This window comes from Pseudoalteromonas haloplanktis ATCC 14393, assembly GCF_000238355.1.
In the GTDB taxonomy this organism is placed as follows: domain Bacteria; phylum Pseudomonadota; class Gammaproteobacteria; order Enterobacterales; family Alteromonadaceae; genus Pseudoalteromonas; species Pseudoalteromonas haloplanktis.
Genome location: NZ_AHCA01000009.1, coordinates 39,499 through 60,486 on the forward strand (window position 1 = coordinate 39,499; position 20,988 = coordinate 60,486).

The 20,988-nt window shown below is 40.6% G+C and carries 24 protein-coding genes and 2 pseudogenes; 11 read left to right on the forward strand and 15 right to left on the reverse strand.

Going from position 1 to position 20,988, the window contains the following annotated elements:
* Positions 1–55: 55 nt before the first annotated feature.
* From PHAL_RS0116000 to rpsF, 9 genes are all read right to left on the reverse strand, one after another.
* A complete protein-coding gene (locus PHAL_RS0116000) occupies positions 56–1,840 on the reverse strand; it encodes a pilus assembly PilX family protein (RefSeq protein WP_016709436.1) in 1,785 nt (594 codons plus the stop codon).
* Positions 1,840–2,364, reverse strand: a complete 525-nt coding sequence (locus PHAL_RS0116005) for a prepilin-type N-terminal cleavage/methylation domain-containing protein (protein WP_016709437.1) — start codon at positions 2,362–2,364, stop codon at positions 1,840–1,842. The genes PHAL_RS0116000 and PHAL_RS0116005 overlap by 1 nt, the downstream gene beginning before the upstream one ends.
* On the reverse strand, positions 2,364–2,777 hold the full coding sequence (locus PHAL_RS0116010) for a type IV pilus modification PilV family protein (RefSeq protein ID WP_016709438.1): 414 nt from the start codon (positions 2,775–2,777) through the stop codon (positions 2,364–2,366). Before PHAL_RS0116010 ends, PHAL_RS0116005 begins: the two co-directional genes overlap by 1 nt.
* Positions 2,777–3,229, reverse strand: a complete 453-nt coding sequence (locus PHAL_RS0116015) for a GspH/FimT family pseudopilin (protein ID WP_016709439.1) — start codon at positions 3,227–3,229, stop codon at positions 2,777–2,779. The genes PHAL_RS0116010 and PHAL_RS0116015 overlap by 1 nt, the downstream gene beginning before the upstream one ends.
* A 2-nt stretch (positions 3,230–3,231) precedes the next feature.
* Entirely contained in the window at positions 3,232–3,657 is a 426-nt protein-coding gene (locus PHAL_RS0116020) for a type IV pilin protein (RefSeq protein WP_016709440.1), read from the reverse strand.
* Between the two features lie 392 nt (positions 3,658–4,049).
* Positions 4,050–4,502 (reverse strand): 50S ribosomal protein L9, encoded by a 453-nt coding sequence (rplI, locus tag PHAL_RS0116025; RefSeq protein WP_016709441.1) that lies wholly within the window; start codon positions 4,500–4,502, stop codon positions 4,050–4,052.
* 36 nt (positions 4,503–4,538) lie between these two features.
* Positions 4,539–4,766, reverse strand: coding sequence for a 30S ribosomal protein S18 (gene rpsR, locus PHAL_RS0116030; RefSeq protein ID WP_002962753.1), 228 nt, complete (start codon positions 4,764–4,766; stop codon positions 4,539–4,541).
* Positions 4,767–4,778: 12 nt separating this feature from the next.
* The gene (priB, locus tag PHAL_RS0116035; RefSeq protein WP_016709442.1) at positions 4,779–5,096 is read right to left on the reverse strand and encodes a primosomal replication protein N; all 318 of its coding nucleotides are present in this window, start codon (positions 5,094–5,096) and stop codon (positions 4,779–4,781) included.
* A gap of 54 nt (positions 5,097–5,150) precedes the next feature.
* On the reverse strand, positions 5,151–5,492 hold the full coding sequence (gene rpsF, locus PHAL_RS0116040; protein ID WP_016709443.1) for a 30S ribosomal protein S6: 342 nt from the start codon (positions 5,490–5,492) through the stop codon (positions 5,151–5,153).
* A gap of 82 nt (positions 5,493–5,574) precedes the next feature.
* Here rpsF and PHAL_RS24265 point away from each other — a divergent pair, with 82 nt between their 5' ends.
* Positions 5,575–5,751: a hypothetical protein gene (locus PHAL_RS24265; RefSeq protein ID WP_016709444.1), complete on the forward strand. Its 177-nt coding sequence runs from the start codon at positions 5,575–5,577 to the stop codon at positions 5,749–5,751.
* 195 nt (positions 5,752–5,946) lie between these two features.
* Here PHAL_RS24265 and rlmB read toward each other — a convergent pair whose 3' ends face one another.
* The 3 genes and pseudogenes from rlmB to PHAL_RS0116060 form a co-directional block, all read right to left on the reverse strand.
* A complete protein-coding gene (gene rlmB / locus PHAL_RS0116050) occupies positions 5,947–6,693 on the reverse strand; it encodes a 23S rRNA (guanosine(2251)-2'-O)-methyltransferase RlmB (RefSeq protein ID WP_016709445.1) in 747 nt (248 codons plus the stop codon).
* Entirely contained in the window at positions 6,690–9,182 is a 2,493-nt protein-coding gene (gene rnr, locus PHAL_RS0116055; protein WP_016709447.1) for a ribonuclease R, read from the reverse strand. Before rnr ends, rlmB begins: the two co-directional genes overlap by 4 nt.
* 119 nt (positions 9,183–9,301) lie before the next feature.
* A pseudogene (locus PHAL_RS0116060) lies at positions 9,302–9,511 on the reverse strand (response regulator transcription factor); the annotation flags it as partial.
* A 273-nt stretch (positions 9,512–9,784) separates the two neighbouring features.
* On the opposite strand from PHAL_RS0116060, the gene PHAL_RS0116070 reads away from it, so the two are divergent.
* From PHAL_RS0116070 to queG, 4 genes are all read left to right on the forward strand, one after another.
* A complete protein-coding gene (locus PHAL_RS0116070; protein WP_016709450.1) occupies positions 9,785–10,651 on the forward strand; it encodes a DMT family transporter in 867 nt (288 codons plus the stop codon).
* Positions 10,648–11,346, forward strand: coding sequence for a glycerophosphodiester phosphodiesterase (locus tag PHAL_RS0116075; protein ID WP_016709451.1), 699 nt, complete (start codon positions 10,648–10,650; stop codon positions 11,344–11,346). Before PHAL_RS0116070 ends, PHAL_RS0116075 begins: the two co-directional genes overlap by 4 nt.
* Before the next feature lie 101 nt (positions 11,347–11,447).
* Positions 11,448–12,665, forward strand: a complete 1,218-nt coding sequence (locus tag PHAL_RS0116080) for a methyl-accepting chemotaxis protein (RefSeq protein WP_016709452.1) — start codon at positions 11,448–11,450, stop codon at positions 12,663–12,665.
* Between the two features lie 66 nt (positions 12,666–12,731).
* Complete coding sequence (queG, locus tag PHAL_RS0116085) at positions 12,732–13,865, forward strand: tRNA epoxyqueuosine(34) reductase QueG (protein WP_016709453.1); 1,134 nt, start codon at positions 12,732–12,734, stop codon at positions 13,863–13,865.
* Between the two features lie 21 nt (positions 13,866–13,886).
* On the opposite strand, the gene PHAL_RS0116090 is transcribed toward queG, so the two are convergent.
* The 3 genes from PHAL_RS0116090 to PHAL_RS0116100 form a co-directional block, all read right to left on the reverse strand.
* Positions 13,887–15,017, reverse strand: a complete 1,131-nt coding sequence (locus PHAL_RS0116090; protein WP_016709454.1) for a response regulator — start codon at positions 15,015–15,017, stop codon at positions 13,887–13,889.
* 88 nt (positions 15,018–15,105) lie between these two features.
* Positions 15,106–17,061: a hybrid sensor histidine kinase/response regulator gene (locus PHAL_RS0116095; protein ID WP_029216203.1), complete on the reverse strand. Its 1,956-nt coding sequence runs from the start codon at positions 17,059–17,061 to the stop codon at positions 15,106–15,108.
* Between the two features lie 82 nt (positions 17,062–17,143).
* On the reverse strand, positions 17,144–17,629 hold the full coding sequence (locus PHAL_RS0116100; protein ID WP_016709456.1) for a GNAT family N-acetyltransferase: 486 nt from the start codon (positions 17,627–17,629) through the stop codon (positions 17,144–17,146).
* A gap of 336 nt (positions 17,630–17,965) precedes the next feature.
* On the opposite strand from PHAL_RS0116100, the gene PHAL_RS0116105 reads away from it, so the two are divergent.
* The 6 genes and pseudogenes from PHAL_RS0116105 to PHAL_RS0116130 all read left to right on the forward strand — a co-directional run bounded on the left by PHAL_RS0116105 (position 17,966) and on the right by PHAL_RS0116130 (position 20,930).
* Positions 17,966–18,535, forward strand: a complete 570-nt coding sequence (locus PHAL_RS0116105; protein ID WP_016709457.1) for a glutathione peroxidase — start codon at positions 17,966–17,968, stop codon at positions 18,533–18,535.
* 84 nt (positions 18,536–18,619) lie between these two features.
* Entirely contained in the window at positions 18,620–18,901 is a 282-nt protein-coding gene (locus tag PHAL_RS0116110; protein WP_016709458.1) for a peptidylprolyl isomerase, read from the forward strand.
* 67 nt (positions 18,902–18,968) lie between these two features.
* A pseudogene (locus tag PHAL_RS24830) lies at positions 18,969–19,373 on the forward strand (glutathione S-transferase family protein); the annotation flags it as partial.
* Positions 19,374–19,664: 291 nt separating this feature from the next.
* Positions 19,665–19,805 (forward strand): hypothetical protein, encoded by a 141-nt coding sequence (locus PHAL_RS24270; RefSeq protein WP_016709460.1) that lies wholly within the window; start codon positions 19,665–19,667, stop codon positions 19,803–19,805.
* Between the two features lie 16 nt (positions 19,806–19,821).
* Complete coding sequence (locus PHAL_RS0116125; protein WP_016709461.1) at positions 19,822–20,172, forward strand: DUF2750 domain-containing protein; 351 nt, start codon at positions 19,822–19,824, stop codon at positions 20,170–20,172.
* Positions 20,173–20,249: 77 nt separating this feature from the next.
* On the forward strand, positions 20,250–20,930 hold the full coding sequence (locus tag PHAL_RS0116130) for a hypothetical protein (RefSeq protein WP_016709462.1): 681 nt from the start codon (positions 20,250–20,252) through the stop codon (positions 20,928–20,930).
* Positions 20,931–20,988: the final 58 nt, after the last annotated feature.

A 20,988-nucleotide genomic window follows, 5' to 3' on the forward strand; every position in this document is an offset into this window, starting at 1 on the left:
TTTAAAAGATAAATACAAAAACGGCTAACTTAACTGTTAGCCGTTTAGGTGAGAATTAAATTGTCGGTTCTACGGGCTCTTCAACCGGCTCCTCTGGAGCCTGAGCGGGTACTTTGTAAGACCAGCCAAGAAAAGCAATTTTAGCACCGCTGTTGGAGCCCCCACCTGATGTAATATTCTTTAATGCCACATCATAGCGTGTTTCCCCATTACCGCAGTTTGATACACTACCACCTCGAATCGAGCCTGTATACTGAGCTCCGGCATCAACCCGCACATCAGTATCAGGTGCATAAATTGTGGCATACATTTCAGTATTCGATGCGATGTAAATACCAAATTTATCACTGGCACCATCTTTATCCTTACATGATAAAGAGCCATCACCTGATTTATATCCAGAGTAAATATTGAATGCATAGGCATCAGATGGAGTGAGTTTTACGATCGTTTCTTCTACTATTGGACTAGTGCGAATATGAATTTTCCCCATTACATATAGACTTAAACTCACTCCCTTATGTATTTTAAAGTGTGATTCACCACTGGCTGTAATTGTAAAGTCACCTGCAACATAAACAGCTACTTTCTTATTTTCGGCCCCAGCTAAAAGCGCATCTAAACTGCCACCATTTACAGTGAGATTATTAAAAAAGTACATGTTTTCTTGAACGCGCCCTAAGACAGTAACATCCTTCGGTAAGTACTCTGTTACAGTCCCATTGTCAGTAAATACAGCTTTGTTTTCATTTAATGTTATTTTCTTAGTATTATTCGTCAGTTGTAAATCAGGAAATGGCCCTAATGCATTTAACTCGCTTAATGTACTAATGTTTAAAGGATCACATTGATCTTTTATGTATATAGGTGAACTTGTAGGATCATCGGGATCTAACCCTGCGACATTTGGCACAGTCAAGCCTTCAACATAAGCCGTATCAGGTAAAGTCTTTACAACTGAGTTATTTGTATAGCTGCTAGAGCTTAATACACCGCCACCATAAAGAATATCTGGAATATCAGCCGTACTATGATTTACATGAACACCATTATTTAGCGTTAAATTCTTTTCAGTACGAACATAACCATTCACCATCATATCTTTAAGTTGGACATTGCCATTAGCTAAAATATTACCATTAATCTTTGTACTCCAAGTGCTAGTACCTGACGGGAAAGTTATATCCTTATTAGCCCACAAATCTCCTTCCACAGATTGTGAGGAGCTGACAATAATCGAGCCTGTCGACGCCACACTGCCTTTTATTGTGCCGGTTCCATTTAATGTAACGTTTGCATTATGAACGGTGGTCCTTACATCTGCGTCATTCCCTGCATAACTCGCATCCGTTGAATCATAACTGGTAATTTTACCTGAACCGCCTAATGACACCCCTCGACAACCTATTATTGCATCTGAGTAAGGGGTTAAATTATTACCCGGGATCAAACTAAACCTTGCGACTAAGTTACTTTGCGCATCACCATCATAACGCTGCCCAAGACTGGCTATTTCCAGTTCACCTGCGGCATTTTTAGTGATACTGGCATGATAAGTGGCATCATCACCAATCAGACCACTGCCGGATGCATTACCGGTAGCGGCAATTAAGCCGTCTATATCTAATGTTTGATCATTTAATAAAGCTTGTTGCAATAATTTGGCTTCTTCAAACACGCCCTTTTCTGCAAGCAGTCGGCTATTCATTTTCTTTTGAAAATTACCACTCATGCGCTCTTGAACAATATTTTCACGCAATGAATTAAGCACCACAATACTTGCCATACTGGTGAGGATTAATACTGTTATTAACGTGAAACCGTGCTGCTTTTTAGCCATTACACACCACCGAATGCATTGTTTAAAATCACATTAGATACCGCAATATCTACAATAATTGCGCCACCAAATTGGCTCGGTAAGTTTTCAGGCCCTACATTAATGGTTACAACATTATTATTAAGTGAAAAACTCAATTGTGTGATCCCAGTTAACAGCCGCTGAGCAGGGGCAGCGTCTAAGGCGCACATTAAGCTATTGCCTGCTAAGCTATAAACCTCTGTAACATCAGCAGCCGAAACACTCCCATCACAGGTAATAACTCCTGCTGGCTGATAAATAGTAATTGTCGAGCCATCTGCCGCAATTTCAGGAAGCTTTGGGGTTTGTTTAATACTGCGCGTAAAAACTTTACTGGTATAGCGGATCACTTCTTGCGCATTTTCCAGTTCTTTACCAACCAAAATCGTACCTTTAATTGCTGAATATGACAGGCTAACACCTGCTAATAAAAACGCACCGGCAGCCAATGCAACCATTAGCTCAACAAGGGTGTAACCTCGTGTACGATAAATCGATATCATCAAATACACCCTGCAGGTAGTTCGGGGTAACTGGCATTCAAGGTAATCTGATTCTCTAATTGAGCAGGATCTTGCTGCTTAATTCGTTCATCACTCCAAGACACTGTAATTTGCATATCATGTGCGTACGCCGCAGGTAACGTCAGCTGGTAATCATTAATTTGCGGACCTAAAGAAGCACGAAAGTTAGCATCTGTAAATAATGCAGGGTTTGTTGTTTGTAGCTCACATAAACGAGGCCAAATTCGCTCTAAAGTGTTTTGTCCTTGTACTAAAGAGATGGTGTAATTAAAGCTATTGGTCGCATACTGTAATGATTTTAGTTGCGCTGCGGCCAAACCTAGTAATGCAATACCTGCAATTACCACAGATAGCATCACTTCCAATAATGAAAAGCCCTGTTGTTTGTTCATTATGCACACGCCGCTGACTGTTCAGCTAACCAATTTTGGCCGCTTTTTAAAATGCACAGATAGTAGTCGACCGTCTTATCATTATCATCTTCAATTAATATTTGGCTTGCCGCAGATATTTCACCAGTAGACCAAACAGTACGATCAACTAATCCAACGGTTACACCTTGATGTTGAATTACAAACTCTTTTAAAACAGTGTCAACGCCATCAACAGATGCTTTTACTTGCCACTTTGTACCACTTACAATCAATTTAATATCGCGATCGCGCTTTACAGCTTCACTACGCGCGTATTTGTAAACACTGTTCAATTGATTAGCTGTGGTTACTACGCGATCTTGCATTATTTGCTGGCTAAATGATGGAAAAGCTAATACGGCCATGATCGCAACAATTCCCACCACAATCATGAGTTCTACTAATGTGAAGCCTGCAGCAGTTCGAATCATTATTATTCCCAGCAGTTACTTGCATCAGCTGATTGTGTACCATCGTGCTTGATCACTAAAGCACCGCAGCGATCTCCCGCTTGAGCAGAACCAAGCTTTGGTGTTGCCGTTAATGTAAATGCACGGCTTTTAAAGTTTTCACTTGCCGCAGCGCCTGTAACACGGTTTAACGCTGTATAAGTGAACGTGTAAAACTCTGTATTTACCGCCGCATCAAAAGTATTTGGATAACCACCATTACGCGAATATATACGCTCCAAAGACGCCCCATGTTGTAACATAACTTGCTGAATATCAGCACGGCGGCTACGCTCCATATGCTCAATATATGAAGGCATGGCAACGCTATACAAAATGCCTAAAATGGCGACTACGATTAATAACTCTATTAATGTAAAACCAGCAGGTGGTTTCACATTGCTCATCATGTGTTGTTTCAATTATTGCATCCTTAACACTATGCCCAGTGCACAAACAATATACAGTGACAACGCTGTCAATGTCAATTAACTGTAACCTAATTACAATATTGCTACATTATAACAAGCATAAATCATTAGTTTTTTATTCTTTTAATTTAAAACAAGCAAATAAGAAACTAGCTAAAATGGAAATTCTACTGCAGTTTACCTGTATTTGATACATAAGAACCTAAACTTCATATTATAAAGCGCTTAAGCAGCATTGGGTTAATATTTATTAAATTAGTGGGCGACTATAGCAATAGTAAAATAGCTATAAACAATGAGGAAATAAAAATTATAACAATTCAAACAAAAAAGCCGCGCTTTTCAGCACGGCTTTTCTTGCTTAATTAAAATTAAGCTTCAGCGATTACGATTACTTTGATAGTAGCCGTAACGTCTGAGTGTACTGCGATTGATACGTCAAATTCGCCAGTCTCACGGATAGTACCTAGAGGTAAACGAACTTCTGACTTAGCAACTTCAACACCAACAGCTGAGATAGCGTCAGCGATGTCACGAGTACCGATTGAACCGAATAATTTGCCTTCATCACCAGCTTTAGAAACTAGTGTAACTTCAGCTAATGCTTCAAGCTTATCAGCGCGTGCTTGTGCAGCAACAAGCTGTTCAGCGATTTTCGCTTCAAGCTCTGCACGACGTGCGTCAAAAGTTTCAATGTTAGCTTTAGTTGCAGGAACTGCCTTACCTTGTGGGAAAAGGAAGTTACGTGCGAAGCCAGATTTAACTACAACCTGGTCACCTAGGCCACCTAGGTTTGCGATCTTATCTAGTAGAATAACTTGCATGTTTCTACACCTTTTAAAAACGTGTTAATCCGCTGCTTACTTATGTAAGTCAGTGTATGGAAGAAGGGCTAAGTAGCGAGCACGCTTAATAGCAGTTGCTAGCTGGCGCTGGTATTTAGCGCTAGTACCTGTGATACGGCTAGGTACGATTTTGCCACTTTCTGTAACATAGTTTCTAAGAGTAGCTAGATCTTTATAATCGATTTGTTGTACGCCTTCCGCTTTAAAGCGGCAGAACTTACGACGTCTGAAATAACGTGCCATGAGATAAATTCCTCAAATAATTCTTTCTATATGCTGAGCATGCAAAACCAATTGGCTAAGGCCGTTACGACCTTCGTGACGATTTAAAAAACCGCTCACTTGCAATGCCTGCCCAACGTGCAAATGTTGAGTCTGTTGTTGCATTTGCTTACCACTGGCAACCACTTGAAGCCTGACATAACTATTACGGTTAAGGTCTGCTTCAACTTGCATTGATTTATGTTCTACAACAAAAATACAATGCGGGATACCAGCAGGGCTTTGGCTATACTTAGGTGTTTTACAAACAACCCCAGAGATAACCAGCTGATTCATAAAAGGACTGACCATATGGTTTACCTTAAAGTTATCGCTGATCAAACGCCATGCTTGGACTCAAAACAATTAAGCAGCTGGTGCTTCTTTCTTCTCTTCTCTTACAAGAGGAGATGCTTCAGTTACAGCGTCTTTAGTACGCATAACTAAGTTACGAAGCACTGCATCGTTGTAGCGGAAAGTAGTTTCTAGCTCGCTGATTACTTCAGTTGGTGCTTCAACGTTCATAAGAACATAATGAGCTTTGTGAAGCTTGTTGATTGGGTAAGCCAATTGACGGCGACCCCAGTCTTCAAGACGGTGGATAGTACCACCAGCTTCAGTGATAGAACCAGTATAACGTTCGATCATACCAGCAACTTGCTCACTCTGATCTGGGTGAACCATGAATACGATTTCGTAATGACGCATGGATATTCCTTACGGTTAATAGAGCCTTCTACCGTTTCAGCCAGTCGGTTTAAGGCAAGGAATTAATATTAATTAGGCCGAAATGAGCGCGCATTTTACGCTTAGTGGGAAAATTAAGCAAGTAGGTATTTTAGCTTTAAGTGGGGGAGTTAAGAAATCAGCTATCAGCTATCAGCTATCAGCTATCAGCTATCAGCTATCAGCTATCAGCTATCAGCTATCAGCTATTAGGTGTCAAGACGAATTTGTCTTAGGCTGACGGCTGACGGCTGACGGCTGACGGCTGACGGCTGACGGCTGACGGCTGACGGCTGACGGCTGACGGCTGACGGCTGACGGCTGACGGCTGACGGCTGACGGGATTTTGCTCGTATTAACTTACGTGTCAATAAGTTACTTGATCTTAAACTGACGGCTGACGGCTGACGGCTGACGGCTACAAGCTTAAAACTTCTTAAGCTTGTGTTGCGTTTCTCTGGCGTAGTACTTCAAACAAACAAATGCCCGTTGCTACCGAAACATTTAAACTTGATACGGTGCCGGCCATTGGAATTTTAACGAGCACATCACAGTGTTCACGGGTTAAGCGGCGCATGCCCTCGCCTTCTGCGCCCATTACAATTGCCATTGGGCCGGTTAGATTAGCATCGAATACATGAGTATCTGTTTCGCCAGCAGTGCCAACTACCCACACGCCTGCGTCTTTAATTTCACGCAGAGTACGCGCAAGGTTTGTAACCTGGATCAGCGGTACTGTTTCAGCTGCGCCACAGGCTACTTTACGTGCAGTACCATTTAATTTAGCAGATTTGTCTTTTGGTACAATGATAGCGTGAACGCCAGCTGCATCAGCGCTACGTAAGCAAGCCCCCAAATTATGTGGATCTGTAATACCATCTAACACCAATAGAAATGGCGTGTCTTCGCGAGCAATAATAACATCCAAATCTTTTTCATTAAACGTAGGTGCCGCTTTAACGTTTGCAATAATACCTTGATGCTGCTCACCCTTTGCTTTGTTATCAAGCGCTTTACGCTGCATAAATTGTACTGATATACCAAATTTACGCGCTTCCTCAATAACCGGAGATAAGCGTTTATCATCGCGCCCTTTAAGAGCATAAATTTCAATAAAACGCTCGGGTTCACTTGCTAAAATCGCTTCAACTGAGTGAAAGCCATAAATTAATTCATTACTCACGTATTCTTTGCTCCTGAGCTAGTACTTTTACGGGCATTTTTGCCGGGTCTCTTTGGCTTTTTAACTGCCTTTTTCTTCGGTTTTTTTGCTGTTGTAGTCGTTGCTGCAGCTGACTTCCCTGCGGGCTTCTTTTTGCCTCTACTGGCACTGCTTTTTTTTGGCTTTGGTTTTCTCTGCTCAGCACCGCCTTTACGCTCAGAAGTGGCGGTTTCATCCGCTTTTTTACCTGGTATTTTGCCACGTTTTAATTGCGAACGAACACTTGCTGGGCGATGTCCTTTTGCATCACCACGACGGCGCGCGTATCTATCTTGCTCGCCATTACCGTCAAGGGTTAAGTTAATGCGGCGCTCATCTAAGCTTACTGACGCAACCTGAACCGTCACTTTATCGCCTAAACGATAAACCTTACGAGAATGTTCACCAATTAAGCAATGCTTCGCGCCATCATGCTGAAAGTACTCATCGCCGAGATTCGTGACATGAATTAAACCATCAATTTGCAAATCAGCTAAGCGAATAAACAGACCAAAGTTAGTCACCGAAGAGATCACTCCCTCGAACTCGTCGCCCACATGATCTTGCATGTATTCGCACTTGAGCCAATCGGCCACTTCACGCGTTGCATCATCGGCACGACGCTCAGTGTTTGAGCACTGCTCACCTAGTTGTGCAACTTCTTCATCACTGTAGACATAAGCACCCGATGTCACCATGCCCTGCGCTTTTAAAATACCTTTAATCGCGCGATGTACCACTAAATCAGGGTAGCGACGAATAGGTGAAGTAAAATGCGCGTATTCATCCAATGACAAACCAAAGTGACCAATATTTTCGGCCTGATAAACGGCTTGCTTCATTGAACGCAGTAACATAGTTTGGATCAATTCAGCATCAGGGCGATCGCCAAGTTTAGCTAATACGTGAGTGATCTCTTTTGGTGTTGGCTCGTCACTCAGGGTAGATTCGATACCCAACTCTGATAAAAACTGTCTAAAGTTCCCCAGTTTTTCACCATCAGGTTCCGCATGCACACGATAGAGTGCGCTCGCCTCATGTTTTTCAAGCATTTTAGCCGCTGATACATTGGCTAGAATCATACACTCTTCAATCAGCTTATGCGCATCATTACGTACTACTGGCACGATAGACTCTATCTTGCGCTGGGCATTAAAAACAAAGCGGGTCTCGAGGGTTTCAAATTCAATCGCGCCACGCTCTTGGCGAGCTGCCTTTAATGCCATATACATTTGCTGTAAATCAGTTAAATGAGGCACAACGGCTGCGTATTCAGTACGTAGTTTTTCATCGTTTTGTAAAATGGCATTTACTTTGGTGTAGGTTAAACGCGCGTGTGAGTTCATCACCGCTTCATAAAAACGGTAACCTGATAGTTTGCCTTCAGCTGATACCAGCATTTCTGCGACCATACATAAACGGTCAACTTTTGGGTTTAATGAACATAAGCCATTGGATAAAACTTTTGGCAACATAGGAATAACTTGCTCAGGGAAATACACTGAGTTACCGCGCTGGATTGCCTCGGCATTGAGAGGAGTATTCATTCCTACATAATGCGATACATCTGCAATCGCAACCCACAAACGCCATCCACCTGATTCAACAGGCTCACAGTACACGGCATCATCAAAATCGCGAGCATCCTCGCCATCAATCGTCACTAGGGGTAAATCGCGCAAATCGACTCGGTTTTGCTTGTCGGCTTCTTCGACAAACTCACCTAAATGCTCAACCTGCTTTTCAACCGCTTCAGGCCAAACATGAGGAATATCATGATTACGCAGTGCTACTTCGATTTCCATACCTGGTGCTAAATGCTCACCCAGGACATCGATAATTTTTCCCACCGCATTCATATTACGGCTAGGGTTTTGAGTAATTTGCACTTGCACCATTTGGTTATGCCGAGCGCCATTTTCACTACCAGGCAAAATTATAATATCTTGTGTAATACGCGGATCTTCCGCGACAACAACTGCAATACCATGTTCAACAAAGTAACGGCCAACAATGGGGGCACGTTCATTAGGCAATACTTTAATGATGCGCGCATCGCATTTACCACCTGAGCCGCGTTTGCTACCTTTAGCCAAGACGATGTCGCCATGGAGCACCATATTCATTTGATGCTTGGCAATAAACCAGTCTTTACTTTCGCCTTCGACTTCTAAAAAGCCAAACCCGTCGCGGTGACCTATTACTTTACCTTTAACAAGCCCTGCTTCATCAATTAAGGCGTAACATTTAAATTTATTAAAGAATAGTTGACCATCACGCTCCATAGCACGTAAGCGACGCTTAAACGCAATTTGGCGCTCATCATCGTTTACAGCCAACTCTTCACATAACTGATGGAAGTTAGCTGGTTTAGCGCACTCTTTTAGGTGAGTAAGTATAAACTCACGACTTGGGACAGGGTTTTCGTACTTTTCTTGTTCTCGACTGAGATTAGGATCTTGGTTTGACATTCACTATCTTGTTAATTGGTTATGATGTTATTTTAACCCATAACCGATCAATGAGACAGGCAAAAGCTATGAAACTTTTAAGAAAGCCAATTTAGTTACTTTAAATCGACTAAAAAAGCCTATAACCAGCCCTTTTGTTTAGCTATACGTGCCGCATCGACTCGGTTACTGGCATTGAGTTTGGCAATCGCATCAGATAGATAATTACGCACCGTGCCCTCGCTTAAATATAATTTAGCGGCGATATCAACGGTTTTCAAGCCTTCACCCGCTAATTGTAATGCTTTGCGCTCTTTCGGTGACAAGGGATCACTATCAGCTAATGCGTTTGCTCTAATTGCTTTGCACTATAGCCCACACCAAGCGGTAATGACTTTAAGACGTAAGATAAAAATGTAAAACTTACCCATGCTGCAATATTCATAACCAACCTCAAGTCAACTTAATATGTTAACTATCTCTTTTAAAGCTGGCTTAGTGTAGTGTAAATTGTCATCAATAAAACTGACTTTTGTCATTAATAAATGATACAAAATGCTACAAAAACAAGCCTGTTTATAACATCTGAAATGTTAGTATTTACCAGTCTAAAAGAGGTCTAGATGCAAGCTCAGCAGCAAAGTTTAATTTATCTCCACATCGCCGTATTACTGTTTGGTGGTACAGCATTATTTGCCAAGCTAATTAACTTAAATGCACTAGATATTACGGTATATCGTGCCGCCATTGCAGGTGTAGCTATTTTGCTTTTACTGCTATGGCAAAAGAAAGCAATTAAACTCAATAGCAGGAAAGATTACCTCATTGCGCTATTTTTAGGGGCGACTGTCGGCATACACTGGGTAACCTATTTTGCTGGTATGCAAATGGCTGGCATTGCAGTGGGTATGATTGCGTTTTTTACCTACCCAGTAATAACCGTTTTTATTGAACCTTTTTTTAATGGTAAAAAACCTAAAGTAAACGATTTGCTCAGTGCGTGTGTAGTAATAACTGGGATCTATTTACTGATCCCCAATGCAAATATGGGCAATGACGTCACTTTAGGGGTGATAACCGGGGTGGTTTCGGCGTTTTTTTTCGCGTTTAGAAATATTGTTCACAAACGCTATTTTAGCCAGTATGGCGGGCCACAAACCATGTTTTATCAAACGTTAGTGGCAAGTATTTTATTAGCTACTTTTGTAGAAGTACCAGTGCTTAATGTATCCACCCGTGACTTGGGCCTGTTACTCGTTGCAGGAGTGATATTTACTGCAACTCCGCATTCTTTATTTGCGGCAAGTTTACAATATTTATCCGCATCGACTGCGGGGCTTATTTCTTGTTTGCAGCCTCTGTATGGCACATTTTTAGCATTTTTATTGTTGCATGAACAACCTTCACTGCTAACCTTACTGGGTGGTACTATGGTGATCAGTGCAGCATTGTATGAAACATGGTCAGTTACTCGGAAACACACATTATGATAAAAGTTTTTGCTCATCGCGGCGCCAGCGGTACGTACCCTGAAAATACTCAAAGTGCGATTTTAGCTGCTGTTGATATAGAAGTTGATGGGATTGAAGTTGATGTGCAAAGTTGTTTAGATGATTACATGATTATCCACGATACGTGGTTAGATCGCACCACCAGCGGCCGCGGTAAAGTCAATAAACTTACTCGAGAGCAAATTCAATGTTTTGATGCTGGTAATAACGAGTGCGTCCCTACTTTACAGCAAACCATTGACTGGGTTGGCAATAAAACATTATTGAACCTTGAATTAAAACACACCTTTTCGCTGGATAAGTTTGTTGAGTTGATTGAAGCAAATATTGCAGTTAACAAACTGTCGCGGGAGAACCTTTTAGTCTCTTCATTTGATCACCATCAACTCATGTGGTTAAAACAAAAGTTACCATGGGTCAAAATTGGCGCTTTAACAGCCTCTATTCCAATCAACTATGCAGAATTCGCACAACGTTTACATGCTTCAAGTATTCATATTGATAAAAACTTCATTAATCATGAGTTTGTTGCTGACGCTAAGCAACGTGGTTTACAAGTTTATGCATACACAGTTGATAAACAGGAAGATATAGAATTAATGCTTAATTATGGCGTAGAGGGTATTTTTACCAACTACCCTTGTAACACTAAAATGATTTTAAACTCACTTTGAGCCTACTGTATAAGATACTACAGTTCGTCCTATATTCTTGAATTAAAGTGAATTTGAACGATACTGAGTAAAAACAGATGCAACAGCCAAGCGGGCGACTAATGAGTGGGTATATGCGTATTTATAACTTTATTGAACAAAGCTTATTTTTTACTTTAACGCGAAAAATCATTGGTAACCTGAGCTTTGTTTTCGCTTTTCAAGCCGTTACCCTAATTTGGTTATATCAAAGCCTTAATGAGCAAGGCGCCAACACTGGTTTTTTTTGGGTTCTAACCTTTATCATTATTAGTGGCTTTGCCTTCACCATTTTTTATATGCGCTTTCTAATTGTGCGTCCTGTGCAAGCTATGCGCGATACATTAGTTAAAATAAATCACGAAGATGCCAATCTAGCTGCAAAATTACCTCAATTTACTTTTGATGAGTTTCGCGATGTTAGTCAGCAATATAATATTTTTACGGAGCATTTGAGTCAGTTATTAGGCACTATTTATCAAAGTGCCCAAGCCAGTGCACAGAGTAATAATCAAGTGACCGTATCAATGCAACACACTGCAAAATTAAGCGAACAACAAATCGACTTTAGCCAAACAATCACCGCTGCCAGCAATCAAATAACCGATAGTTTGCAAAGTATTGTGAGTAACACCGACAGTGTCCATCAAGTAAATAGTGAGCATGTAAATTTTGTAACTCACTCGGCACAGCAACTAACTGAACTCGTTAGCCAAGTTAAGTCGATTAGTCATGTGTTAAGCAGCTTTTCAGAAACAATCTTAGGTTTGAAACAAAACAGCGACAATATTCGCAGCATCCTAAAAATGGTCGAAGAATTTTCAGATCAAACGAATTTGCTGGCTCTAAATGCAGCCATAGAAGCTGCTCGCGCTGGTGAAGCGGGTCGTGGTTTTGCTGTTGTTGCCGATGAAGTAAGAACATTATCAGTTAAAGTAAGCGATGCAACTCGCCAGATCAGCGATTTCATCAATCAAATGGATTCCTTAGTCAACCAAACAAATAAAGACTCAGAACAACTCGTTAATTATTCACACAATGCAGAAGCCACTATCAGCAATACCTCCCATGGTTTCACGGAGCGGTTAATTGAGTTTGAGCAGAATCAACAACAATTGCAGCAAATTGTGCATGCCGTGCATCTACTTGAGCAAACACAAAACCAAACCCACCAATCAGTTGAGCAAATCGTTGCATTGGGCAGTCAAGCCAAATCACAAATCGATATCGCCGTTACTGACTGCCAACAGTCTCAGCGGTTAAGCGAAAAAACACAGCAGCAATTACAGCGCTTTGTATAACCTATCGTGATCTTAATTGCGTAATATGCTAAATTACGCAGCGACTTTTAACCATGATGTGCCCGTGTGACTAACCTAACCTCTGATTACAAACAACTTGCTTTAGATATAAAAAAGTGGGGTTTAGAACTTGGCTTTAGTGAAGTCGGAATCACTGATATTGATCTGAGCAAACATGAAGCACAACTACAACGTTGGCTTGATTTAGGCTATCACGGTGAGATGGAATACATGGCCGCCCATGGTATGAAGCGTGCGCGCCCCGCTGGACTCGTACCAGGCACTGTACGAGTTATTTCGGTAAAAATGAATTACCTGCCCCCCGATGCAAGCTTTGCTAAAACCCTCAAAGATACTAATAAAGCCTATATTAGTCGCTATGCCCTTGGCCGTGATTACCACAAACTGATGCGCAATCGCATCAAGCAGCTTGGTCAAAAAATTGAGCAGCATGTTGATCAATTGGGATTTCGCCCTTTTGTTGATTCAGCGCCGGTACTTGAGCGACAACTGGCTGAAAAAGCAGGGCTAGGCTGGCGAGGCAAACACAGCTTATTGATTAATCAAGAAGCTGGCTCTTGGTTTTTTTTAGGGGAACTATTTGTTGATATTCCACTACCCATTGATAAACCAAATGAGTTTGAAGGTTGTGGGAAATGCGTTGCGTGTATTACCTTATGTCCAACTGGTGCCATTGTCGAGCCTTATGTGGTTGATGCGCGTAAATGCATCTCTTACTTAACCATTGAGCTACAAGGCTCTATACCTGAACAATATCGGCCACTACTTGGTAATCGTATTTATGGTTGTGATGACTGCCAACTCGTTTGTCCGTGGAATCGCTATGGGCAAATCACAGATGAAGCAGATTTTCACCCACGCAAGCAGTTAAAAGATAAAGATCTACTCGAGCTATTTAGTTGGGACGAAGCCACTTTTTTAAAGAATACCGAAGGCAGCCCAATTCGTCGCATTGGCCATCAGCGCTGGCGTCGCAATATTGCGGTGGGATTAGGAAATGCAGCATTTAGCCAAAGCATTGTTGATACACTCAATGTTATTCGCACACAATCGAGTGCTATGGTCATCGAGCATATCGATTGGGCGCTTGCGCAACAACGCGCTAAGCATGATAAGTTATTACGCAAAACCGCCCGTTTAATACGTATTGTAGAAAAAGGCTTACCACGAGACGCATAAAGTCAATTATCGCGAGTAAATTTACTTACTTAGTAAAGTTGATAGATCTTGCTCTATTTCATGAAAAGCAGCCTTCACCTCCTTAACAGACTCTTCTCGGGCAACTGAGTTCTGGATAGTTTGATCGACCTTTTGATAAATAAAAATTTCCTGATCTTCATCTAATCCCATTGATGGGATCTTATCTTCCAGTTCTTCTTGTAAGCGTTTAAAAACCGCTTCACTATTCTTACGATTTTCATTCAGCAAATCAATTAAGCCATGAAACTTACTATTAACCATCGTTATGGCATTATTTAGTTTAGTTTGTTGCAACTCTAAAGCTGCACGGATCATAATTGCTCGCAGCTGTTGCTCGGTCACACTAACAATAAAACAAACATGATCACGAATTCGTCCATGCTTATCAGGATCATGATCTGGCATATTTAAAATCAATAAACTAATTAATTCATAATTAACCAATATGCGATGAGAAAATTCATGCAATCGCCCTTTATGTTTAAGCATATCAAACAATTCAATTACAATTGGCGAGCACACACCTGTTAGAGAAAAATGCTCAGGAGCATCAGGAATCGTTCTAAACTCAACATTACTTTGTAAATCAAACGACTTTAAGCAATTGACTAAAGCCTCACCAAGCGCCTTAGTATTGTTAATCATACCTATGCTTTCAATATAATTAACGATTAATCCCATCTCACAGCTATTTGCCATAGCATTAAAAGCGGTTGAGGTTGCATCTTCAACCTGCTGTTCTAGCGACTCTTTTTCAATTAATACTTGATTAAGAATGTTCAGCTTTGATTTTAATTCATCGTGGCCAAACGGTTTAACAATATAGTCTTCGGCTCCTACCGCATAACCTTCCATACGCTCTTCAACAGTGCCTCGAGCTGAAACAAACATAACAATGATATGAGCTGTGCTAGGATTCGCTTTCAGTTTTCTACATACTTCATAGCCGTTCATTTGCGGCATGCTCACATCAAGTAAAATAACTTGCGGTGCAAAGTCTTCTACCACACTCAAACATTCAAAGCCGCTGCCTACCATTTTTAATTCAAAATCCAAATCGAGTAATATCTCTTCAATAATTTCTAAATTAAAAGGTTCGTCATCAACCGCCAATATTCTTGTCAAAGCCATAATTGTCGTCCATTTCTTAATTAACATTAATAGTTTAGTCGTAAAAAAGGCACTTACCAGTACGAACAAGTAATTTATTTTTGTTTGGCTAAAGTTTTACCTCTAATGGCAAATTGATATTAATTGTAGTCCCACCTGAACTATTGTTATGCGCTGATATCGCCCCTTTATGTAGCGAAACAAACTCTCGACATAACGCTAAACCTAAGCCAGTTCCCCCAGCACCGCTATTCGTTTTACTGCTTTGTACAAACTTGCTAAACACATGCTCAAGCTCATCGTCAGGTATACCAATACCACTGTCGATGACTTCAATAACAGCTTGCGCTTGTTGATTAGTCGTTAAAACCACTTCAACGCAGCTACGTGGTTCACTAAATTTCAATGCATTGCCCAATATATTTCGTAATAACTGATTTATTTGCTCTTCATCACAGTCAATCATGACAGGCGAGCTTGGTGGCACAAACTGAATGTCTATCTCTTTTTCCATCGCAGTACCAGAGACGTCATCAATACTGGTTTTAATTATGTTCGTTAGATTATGCGGACGCGGATTAAAGGGAAATTTGCCCACATCTAATTTTGATAAGTCGAGCAAATTATTAAGTAATGAAAGCAATCTTTCACCACTGCACTCAATACGTGATAAGTATTTTTGTAACTTTTCCACCGCAATATCCCCTTTGCTAAGCTTATCTAAACCAAAGCGAGCAAAACTTAAGATTGAATGCATTGGGGTACGCAATTCATGAGACATATTGGCAAGAAACTCTGACTTACTATGATTAGCCGCTTCAGCAACATTTTTAGCATGTTCCAATTGCGAGGTACGCGCTCTGACTTGCTCTTCCAGCATATCTTTCGCTTCTAGTAAGAGATCTTCTTTGTGTTTTAGATGAGTAACGTTTTTAAAAATAACAGCCAGCGCAATTTCACCATGATGATCAATCTCATTAAACGAGCCAACCAAAGGGATGCCTTCACCGGCTTCCAAAGGTAGATGCACGTCACAGCTAAATTGCCGATTTTGATTTAAAGTGACCACTTTATCCTTAATTTTTTCTGCTGATGTTTCATCTAATAAAGTAAACACAGAGCAGCTCTGAAGCTCTTTTGCTGAAAGTCGAAAAAGTTTAGAGCAGGCGTCATTTGCTTCAATGACTTCACCATTTCTTGCAAATAGCATGATAGGATCTGGTGTATGTTTATAAATAACTCGCAGTAGACTATCTTTTTCGATGAGTGCATCAACGGTATCTTGTAAGCGCTCAACCAATTCAATGTTATGACGTTTTAATAATTCCGTTTGCCAGAGTTTATGTACAGATTGCAGTAGCATATTTTCATTAATTGGCTTTATTAACACGTCTTCAACACCTTGGCGGATCGCTTCAATCATAGAAACTTGATTTGGCTTTGAAGTAAAAAGCAAGCAACGGCATTGTGGGTAATGTGCTTTGAGGGTGACAAATACATCAATACCGGAGCCATCAGGTAAACTAAAGTCACTCAATAGCAAATCAATATCATGCCCTTGTGCTTGGCTAATTGCAGCGCTAATACTGTTAGCAGTAATAGTTTTGATATGAGCGCCTAACAAGCTATTCGCTACTTTTTCAAGCCGCTCAGGAATATGATCAACCAGTAATACTGTCGGTAATTGCAACGTAGTATCAGTGCCAAGCTCTAGAGCTTGCTCTAATAAGCTGCTAATTTCTTTATTTGAGAAGAAGGGATAAATGACAATCGCATTTGGCACCAACCGGTTAAGTTCACTGAATAAAGACAGTTGCTCGTTGTTTTCAACTTTTGGTGCAAGAAGTACCACGTGCTCGACTTTGATCTCTGCAATTAATAAACTTGCAGTAGCTACTGGCACGCCATGTGCTATAGCCACGAGATCGTAAGAACTCAACGCGGGGCACTCTTTTAACATTGAAAAATGGATTAATTCAACTTCGCAGCCAATTAATTCTAGCAATACTTTTATTCGCATAGCTAAAACACTACTGCTATCAACGATTAATATTTTTCGCACTATTTTGACCACACTTTCACCCACTTAACCTGATGAAAGCGTAGCCTAAATTTTCTGTATTCACATAATCAAAAAGGTCATTTTCTTAAATATGCTTGCCTAATATGGTTAAGCTGTAGTGATTACCATCCATAATAGCAACGTTGGGGAGTTCTCCCCATTGTTGATACTCAAAGGCCGCAAACAGTTTAATGCTGGGAATATTGTGACTAAATATAAATGCTAGTAACACTTTAATATTTAACTGCTTAGCCTGCGTCTGTGCAAATTCGAGTAAATACTTACCAAGCCCTTGCCCTTGTGCGCGGCCAGTAATATAAATACTGATCTCAACAGTGCCGTCATAAGCGGGTCTGCCATAAAACGATTTATAGCTGAGCCATGCAACCACTTTTTCATCTTGCTCATACACATATATTGGCCGAAGTTGCGTATGGCTATCAAACCAGCTTTGTCTTTGTGCTACTGTCACCTCTTCGGTGTCAGCGGTAACCATTCTGCTGGCAATGGTTTCATTATAAATTGCAACGATGGCCGGTAAATCATTGCTAGTCGCTAATCGAGTTGTCATTAAGTTTGTTATGGTTATTGATCAGTAATGTTGATAATAACGTATCAGCTATACCCAAACCACCTCAAGATGCAGAATTCAGCGTTTCACAGGGGCTTAATATCAAGGCGTTACTTTGCAATAATGGCAGTCCCTTTTAAAAAGTAACAACACTGAGAGTAAGTACCTGTGAAACGCCCAATGGGTTGGTTTAAAAGCGATTTATACTGCGTTATTGATTTTAACAAGGGAACAACCATTCTTTGCAATCAATGCCTTGCCTAAGTCGCTTTTAATTCCAACTGAAACGTGTATCTTGAGGTGGTTCGGGTATATAACCACCAGCTAGGAATCACTATGTTTAAAAAATTATTATTCTGTACCGCATTATTTAGTAGCATCTACCTAAATGCCGCAACCACTCCAGCGACATTAGAAGCCTCAGCACAGTGTGATGACTTTACCAATGTCAATCTGCGTAAATTACGCTCTAAAGAGAGCATTAATCTATGCCAGTTTAAAAACAAACCACTATTAATCGTTAATACTGCTAGCAACTGCGGCTTTACTCCACAGTTTGAAGGGTTAGAGGCGCTGTATCAAAAATACCAAGAGCAAGGTTTAGTGATCTTGGGGTTTCCATCAGATGATTTCTTTCAAGAAGAAGACGATGAAAAAGACACTGCAAAAGTGTGCTTTATCAATTATGGGGTTACGTTTCCAATGTTTGCAACCAGCGAAGTACGCGGGAGTAACGCCAACCCTATTTTTAAGCATTTGAATGCCCAGACCAGTGCACCAAATTGGAACTTTTACAAATACCTTGTCTCTGCAGATCGTAAACAGATCATACGTTTTAATAGCAAAGCTAAACCAAATTCAGAGGCAATGGTGAAAGCCGTTGAACAAGCAATTTCAGATATTTAAATAAATACTGGTACAAGACGATAGTATTAGACTAGAATAACCACAGGTTTGATTAAAAAAACACCATTTTAAACGGGAGATTTTATGACAGTGGCAAGTGCAAGACACATATTAGTAGACAGCGAAGCGCAGTGCTTAGATTTAAAAAGCAAGATTGAGCAAGGTGAAGACTTTGCTGAATTAGCAAAAGCACATTCTAACTGCCCTTCTGGCCAAGATGGTGGTGCGCTAGGTGAATTTGGCCCAGGTATGATGGTTCCTGAATTTGATAAAGTGGTCTTTTCTGCACCAATAAATCAGGTACAAGGCCCTGTGCAAACTCAATTTGGCTACCACTTACTTGAAGTAACCAGCCGCTCAGAATAATGTTAGTTTTCAACTAATGTGAATAAAGCCGCCTCTGCGGCTTTATTTTTATGTTACAGGTAAGCATATGCAATTATTAGGCTCAACAACCTCACCATTTGTACGCCGCATTCGTATTTGGGCATTGTTAAATAACTGCGAATTGGAGTTTATCAATCTCAATATTTTCGCTGAGCACGATCGCTAATTAATGATCAAAAACAACCCTGCCCGTAAAATTCCGGTGCTAATCACCAAGCAGCACACACTTGCTGATTCGAATAACATTATCCGTTTTTTACTTTAGCAGCATGCTCACCCTCGCCTTAGCTAGCAACAGGAGCACTTACTTAGCACTATTAATGGCTGCAATGATTCGCGGGTTGAACTGTTATTGTGCCAACGCTCTGGCTTTGATTCCACACAAGATAAATTATTTTTTAATCTCCAAAACGAACGCATTGCTGAAACATTAAGCTATTTAAATAGTCATTGAACTGATCATGAATTTAAAAGCTGTGAATAATTATACCCAAACCACCCCAAGATGCAGAATTCAGCGTTTCACAGGTGCTTAATATCAAGGCGTTACTTTGCAAGAATGTCCCTTTTAAAAGTAACAACGCTGAGAGTAAGTGCCTGTGAAACGCCCAACGGGTTGGTTTAAAAGCGATTTATACTGCGTTATTGATTTTAACAATAGATCTACTATTACTTGCAATCAATGCCTTGCCTAAATCACTTTTAATTCCAACTGAAACTTACATTTTGAGGTGGTTTGGGTATGCACATCAGTTTATACTGCTTACTTGATTGGATTTGCTTTCGTGAGCTGGTTGATCTGACTCTATTTAGTAACTTAATTGAGTTTCACCGTTCATACAGTCAACATACTGTCGCACAGCAAACTAATCCTCGAATTTAATATTAAGGGTAAACACATGAGTGATATCGAAATAGAATCAGAACTAGTTAGTTTTGTAGAAAAAGTACGCCTAAGTGAAAAACTATGGGCACTCGGTGCTGAAGATGGCGGTTTTGTGGTTTGTGATTCTAACCAATTTGAAAACACCGATGTACTGCTATTATGGGAAAGTGAAGCTACGGCAAAGGCCCAGTGTAAAGAAGAATGGGCTGATTACAGTCCGCTTGAAATTACCTTAGATGAATTTTTAGATGATTGGGTTGAAGACCTTAAAGAAGATGATGCACTTGTAGGCCTAAACTGGAATGACGATCAAGTCTGTGTTGAAATCGAACCAGTTGGATTAGCACGCGCGTTAAGCGAATAAGCATTATTTAACATTGCTTTACTGCGTTGGTTTATTTGCTATAAACTAACGCACATATTTACTTTCAGGGTATTACGTTGAAATCCCATCTTGGTCGTCGCCCTTTTTCCGCTATGGAATTACATACGCTTTACCATGGCTATATTTATGGTGATCAACGCCTCCCTCGTGAACAAGCAAAACATTGGCATTTTTGGCTGCCATTAATCGCCTATTATAGCGGTGCCTACAGTGACGAAATTGGTCATTTGCAACTGGATGACATCGTTGAACACCAACATGTATTTTGTTTTCATTTTCATACTCACGGTAAAATTAAGGCTCGTATTGTGCCTATTCATCAAGCCCTGTTTGATGCCGGTTTAAATGACTATATCGCCTTAGTAAAACAACAAAATCACACTCGTTTACTATTTGACTTACCTTCAAAATCAGGTCGTTACAGTGAGAAAGTGCGTATTTGGTTCTCCGGTGAAGGGGAGCGTGCCGGGTACTTACAAAAGTGTGATATTCCCAGTATTGATCAACTCGGTATGAAAACGGCGATCAGTAGCTTACGGCTTAACTTTGAACAGCAAATTCGTATTTATGCTATGCAAGCAAATAATAAAGATGCCTTTAACTATTTGCTCGGCTTTAATGAATATGACCAGCACGAGTTTAATGATATAACGCAACTAAATCAGATCACCCAGCAGCTCAGAGTGATCAACCCTCACATCCACTGGTCCCGATTTTTGCAACGTCACGCAGTCTGACAAATTTGTTACTCATTGATAAAAAACTGCTAGGATAGAAAAGACGCTGCCAAAGTAC

Coding starts and splice junctions, on each gene's coding strand:
- PHAL_RS0116020 (WP_016709440.1), bottom strand. CDS start 3,657: ATGATGAGCAATGTGAAACCACCTGCTGGTTTTACATTAATAGAGTTA.
- PHAL_RS0116110 (WP_016709458.1), top strand. CDS start 18,620: ATGACAGTGGCAAGTGCAAGACACATATTAGTAGACAGCGAAGCGCAG.
- PHAL_RS0116070 (WP_016709450.1), top strand. CDS start 9,785: ATGCAAGCTCAGCAGCAAAGTTTAATTTATCTCCACATCGCCGTATTA.
- priB (WP_016709442.1), bottom strand. CDS start 5,096: ATGGTCAGTCCTTTTATGAATCAGCTGGTTATCTCTGGGGTTGTTTGT.
- PHAL_RS24270 (WP_016709460.1), top strand. CDS start 19,665: ATGCACATCAGTTTATACTGCTTACTTGATTGGATTTGCTTTCGTGAG.
- PHAL_RS0116010 (WP_016709438.1), bottom strand. CDS start 2,777: ATGAACAAACAACAGGGCTTTTCATTATTGGAAGTGATGCTATCTGTG.
- PHAL_RS0116005 (WP_016709437.1), bottom strand. CDS start 2,364: ATGATATCGATTTATCGTACACGAGGTTACACCCTTGTTGAGCTAATG.
- rpsR (WP_002962753.1), bottom strand. CDS start 4,766: ATGGCACGTTATTTCAGACGTCGTAAGTTCTGCCGCTTTAAAGCGGAA.
- PHAL_RS0116000 (WP_016709436.1), bottom strand. CDS start 1,840: ATGGCTAAAAAGCAGCACGGTTTCACGTTAATAACAGTATTAATCCTC.
- rplI (WP_016709441.1), bottom strand. CDS start 4,502: ATGCAAGTTATTCTACTAGATAAGATCGCAAACCTAGGTGGCCTAGGT.
- PHAL_RS0116090 (WP_016709454.1), bottom strand. CDS start 15,017: ATGGCTTTGACAAGAATATTGGCGGTTGATGACGAACCTTTTAATTTA.
- PHAL_RS0116080 (WP_016709452.1), top strand. CDS start 11,448: ATGAGTGGGTATATGCGTATTTATAACTTTATTGAACAAAGCTTATTT.
- PHAL_RS0116075 (WP_016709451.1), top strand. CDS start 10,648: ATGATAAAAGTTTTTGCTCATCGCGGCGCCAGCGGTACGTACCCTGAA.
- PHAL_RS0116015 (WP_016709439.1), bottom strand. CDS start 3,229: ATGATTCGAACTGCTGCAGGCTTCACATTAGTAGAACTCATGATTGTG.
- PHAL_RS0116100 (WP_016709456.1), bottom strand. CDS start 17,629: ATGACAACTCGATTAGCGACTAGCAATGATTTACCGGCCATCGTTGCA.
- rpsF (WP_016709443.1), bottom strand. CDS start 5,492: ATGCGTCATTACGAAATCGTATTCATGGTTCACCCAGATCAGAGTGAG.
- PHAL_RS0116105 (WP_016709457.1), top strand. CDS start 17,966: ATGTTTAAAAAATTATTATTCTGTACCGCATTATTTAGTAGCATCTAC.
- rnr (WP_016709447.1), bottom strand. CDS start 9,182: ATGTCAAACCAAGATCCTAATCTCAGTCGAGAACAAGAAAAGTACGAA.
- PHAL_RS24265 (WP_016709444.1), top strand. CDS start 5,575: ATGAGCGCGCATTTTACGCTTAGTGGGAAAATTAAGCAAGTAGGTATT.
- PHAL_RS0116125 (WP_016709461.1), top strand. CDS start 19,822: ATGAGTGATATCGAAATAGAATCAGAACTAGTTAGTTTTGTAGAAAAA.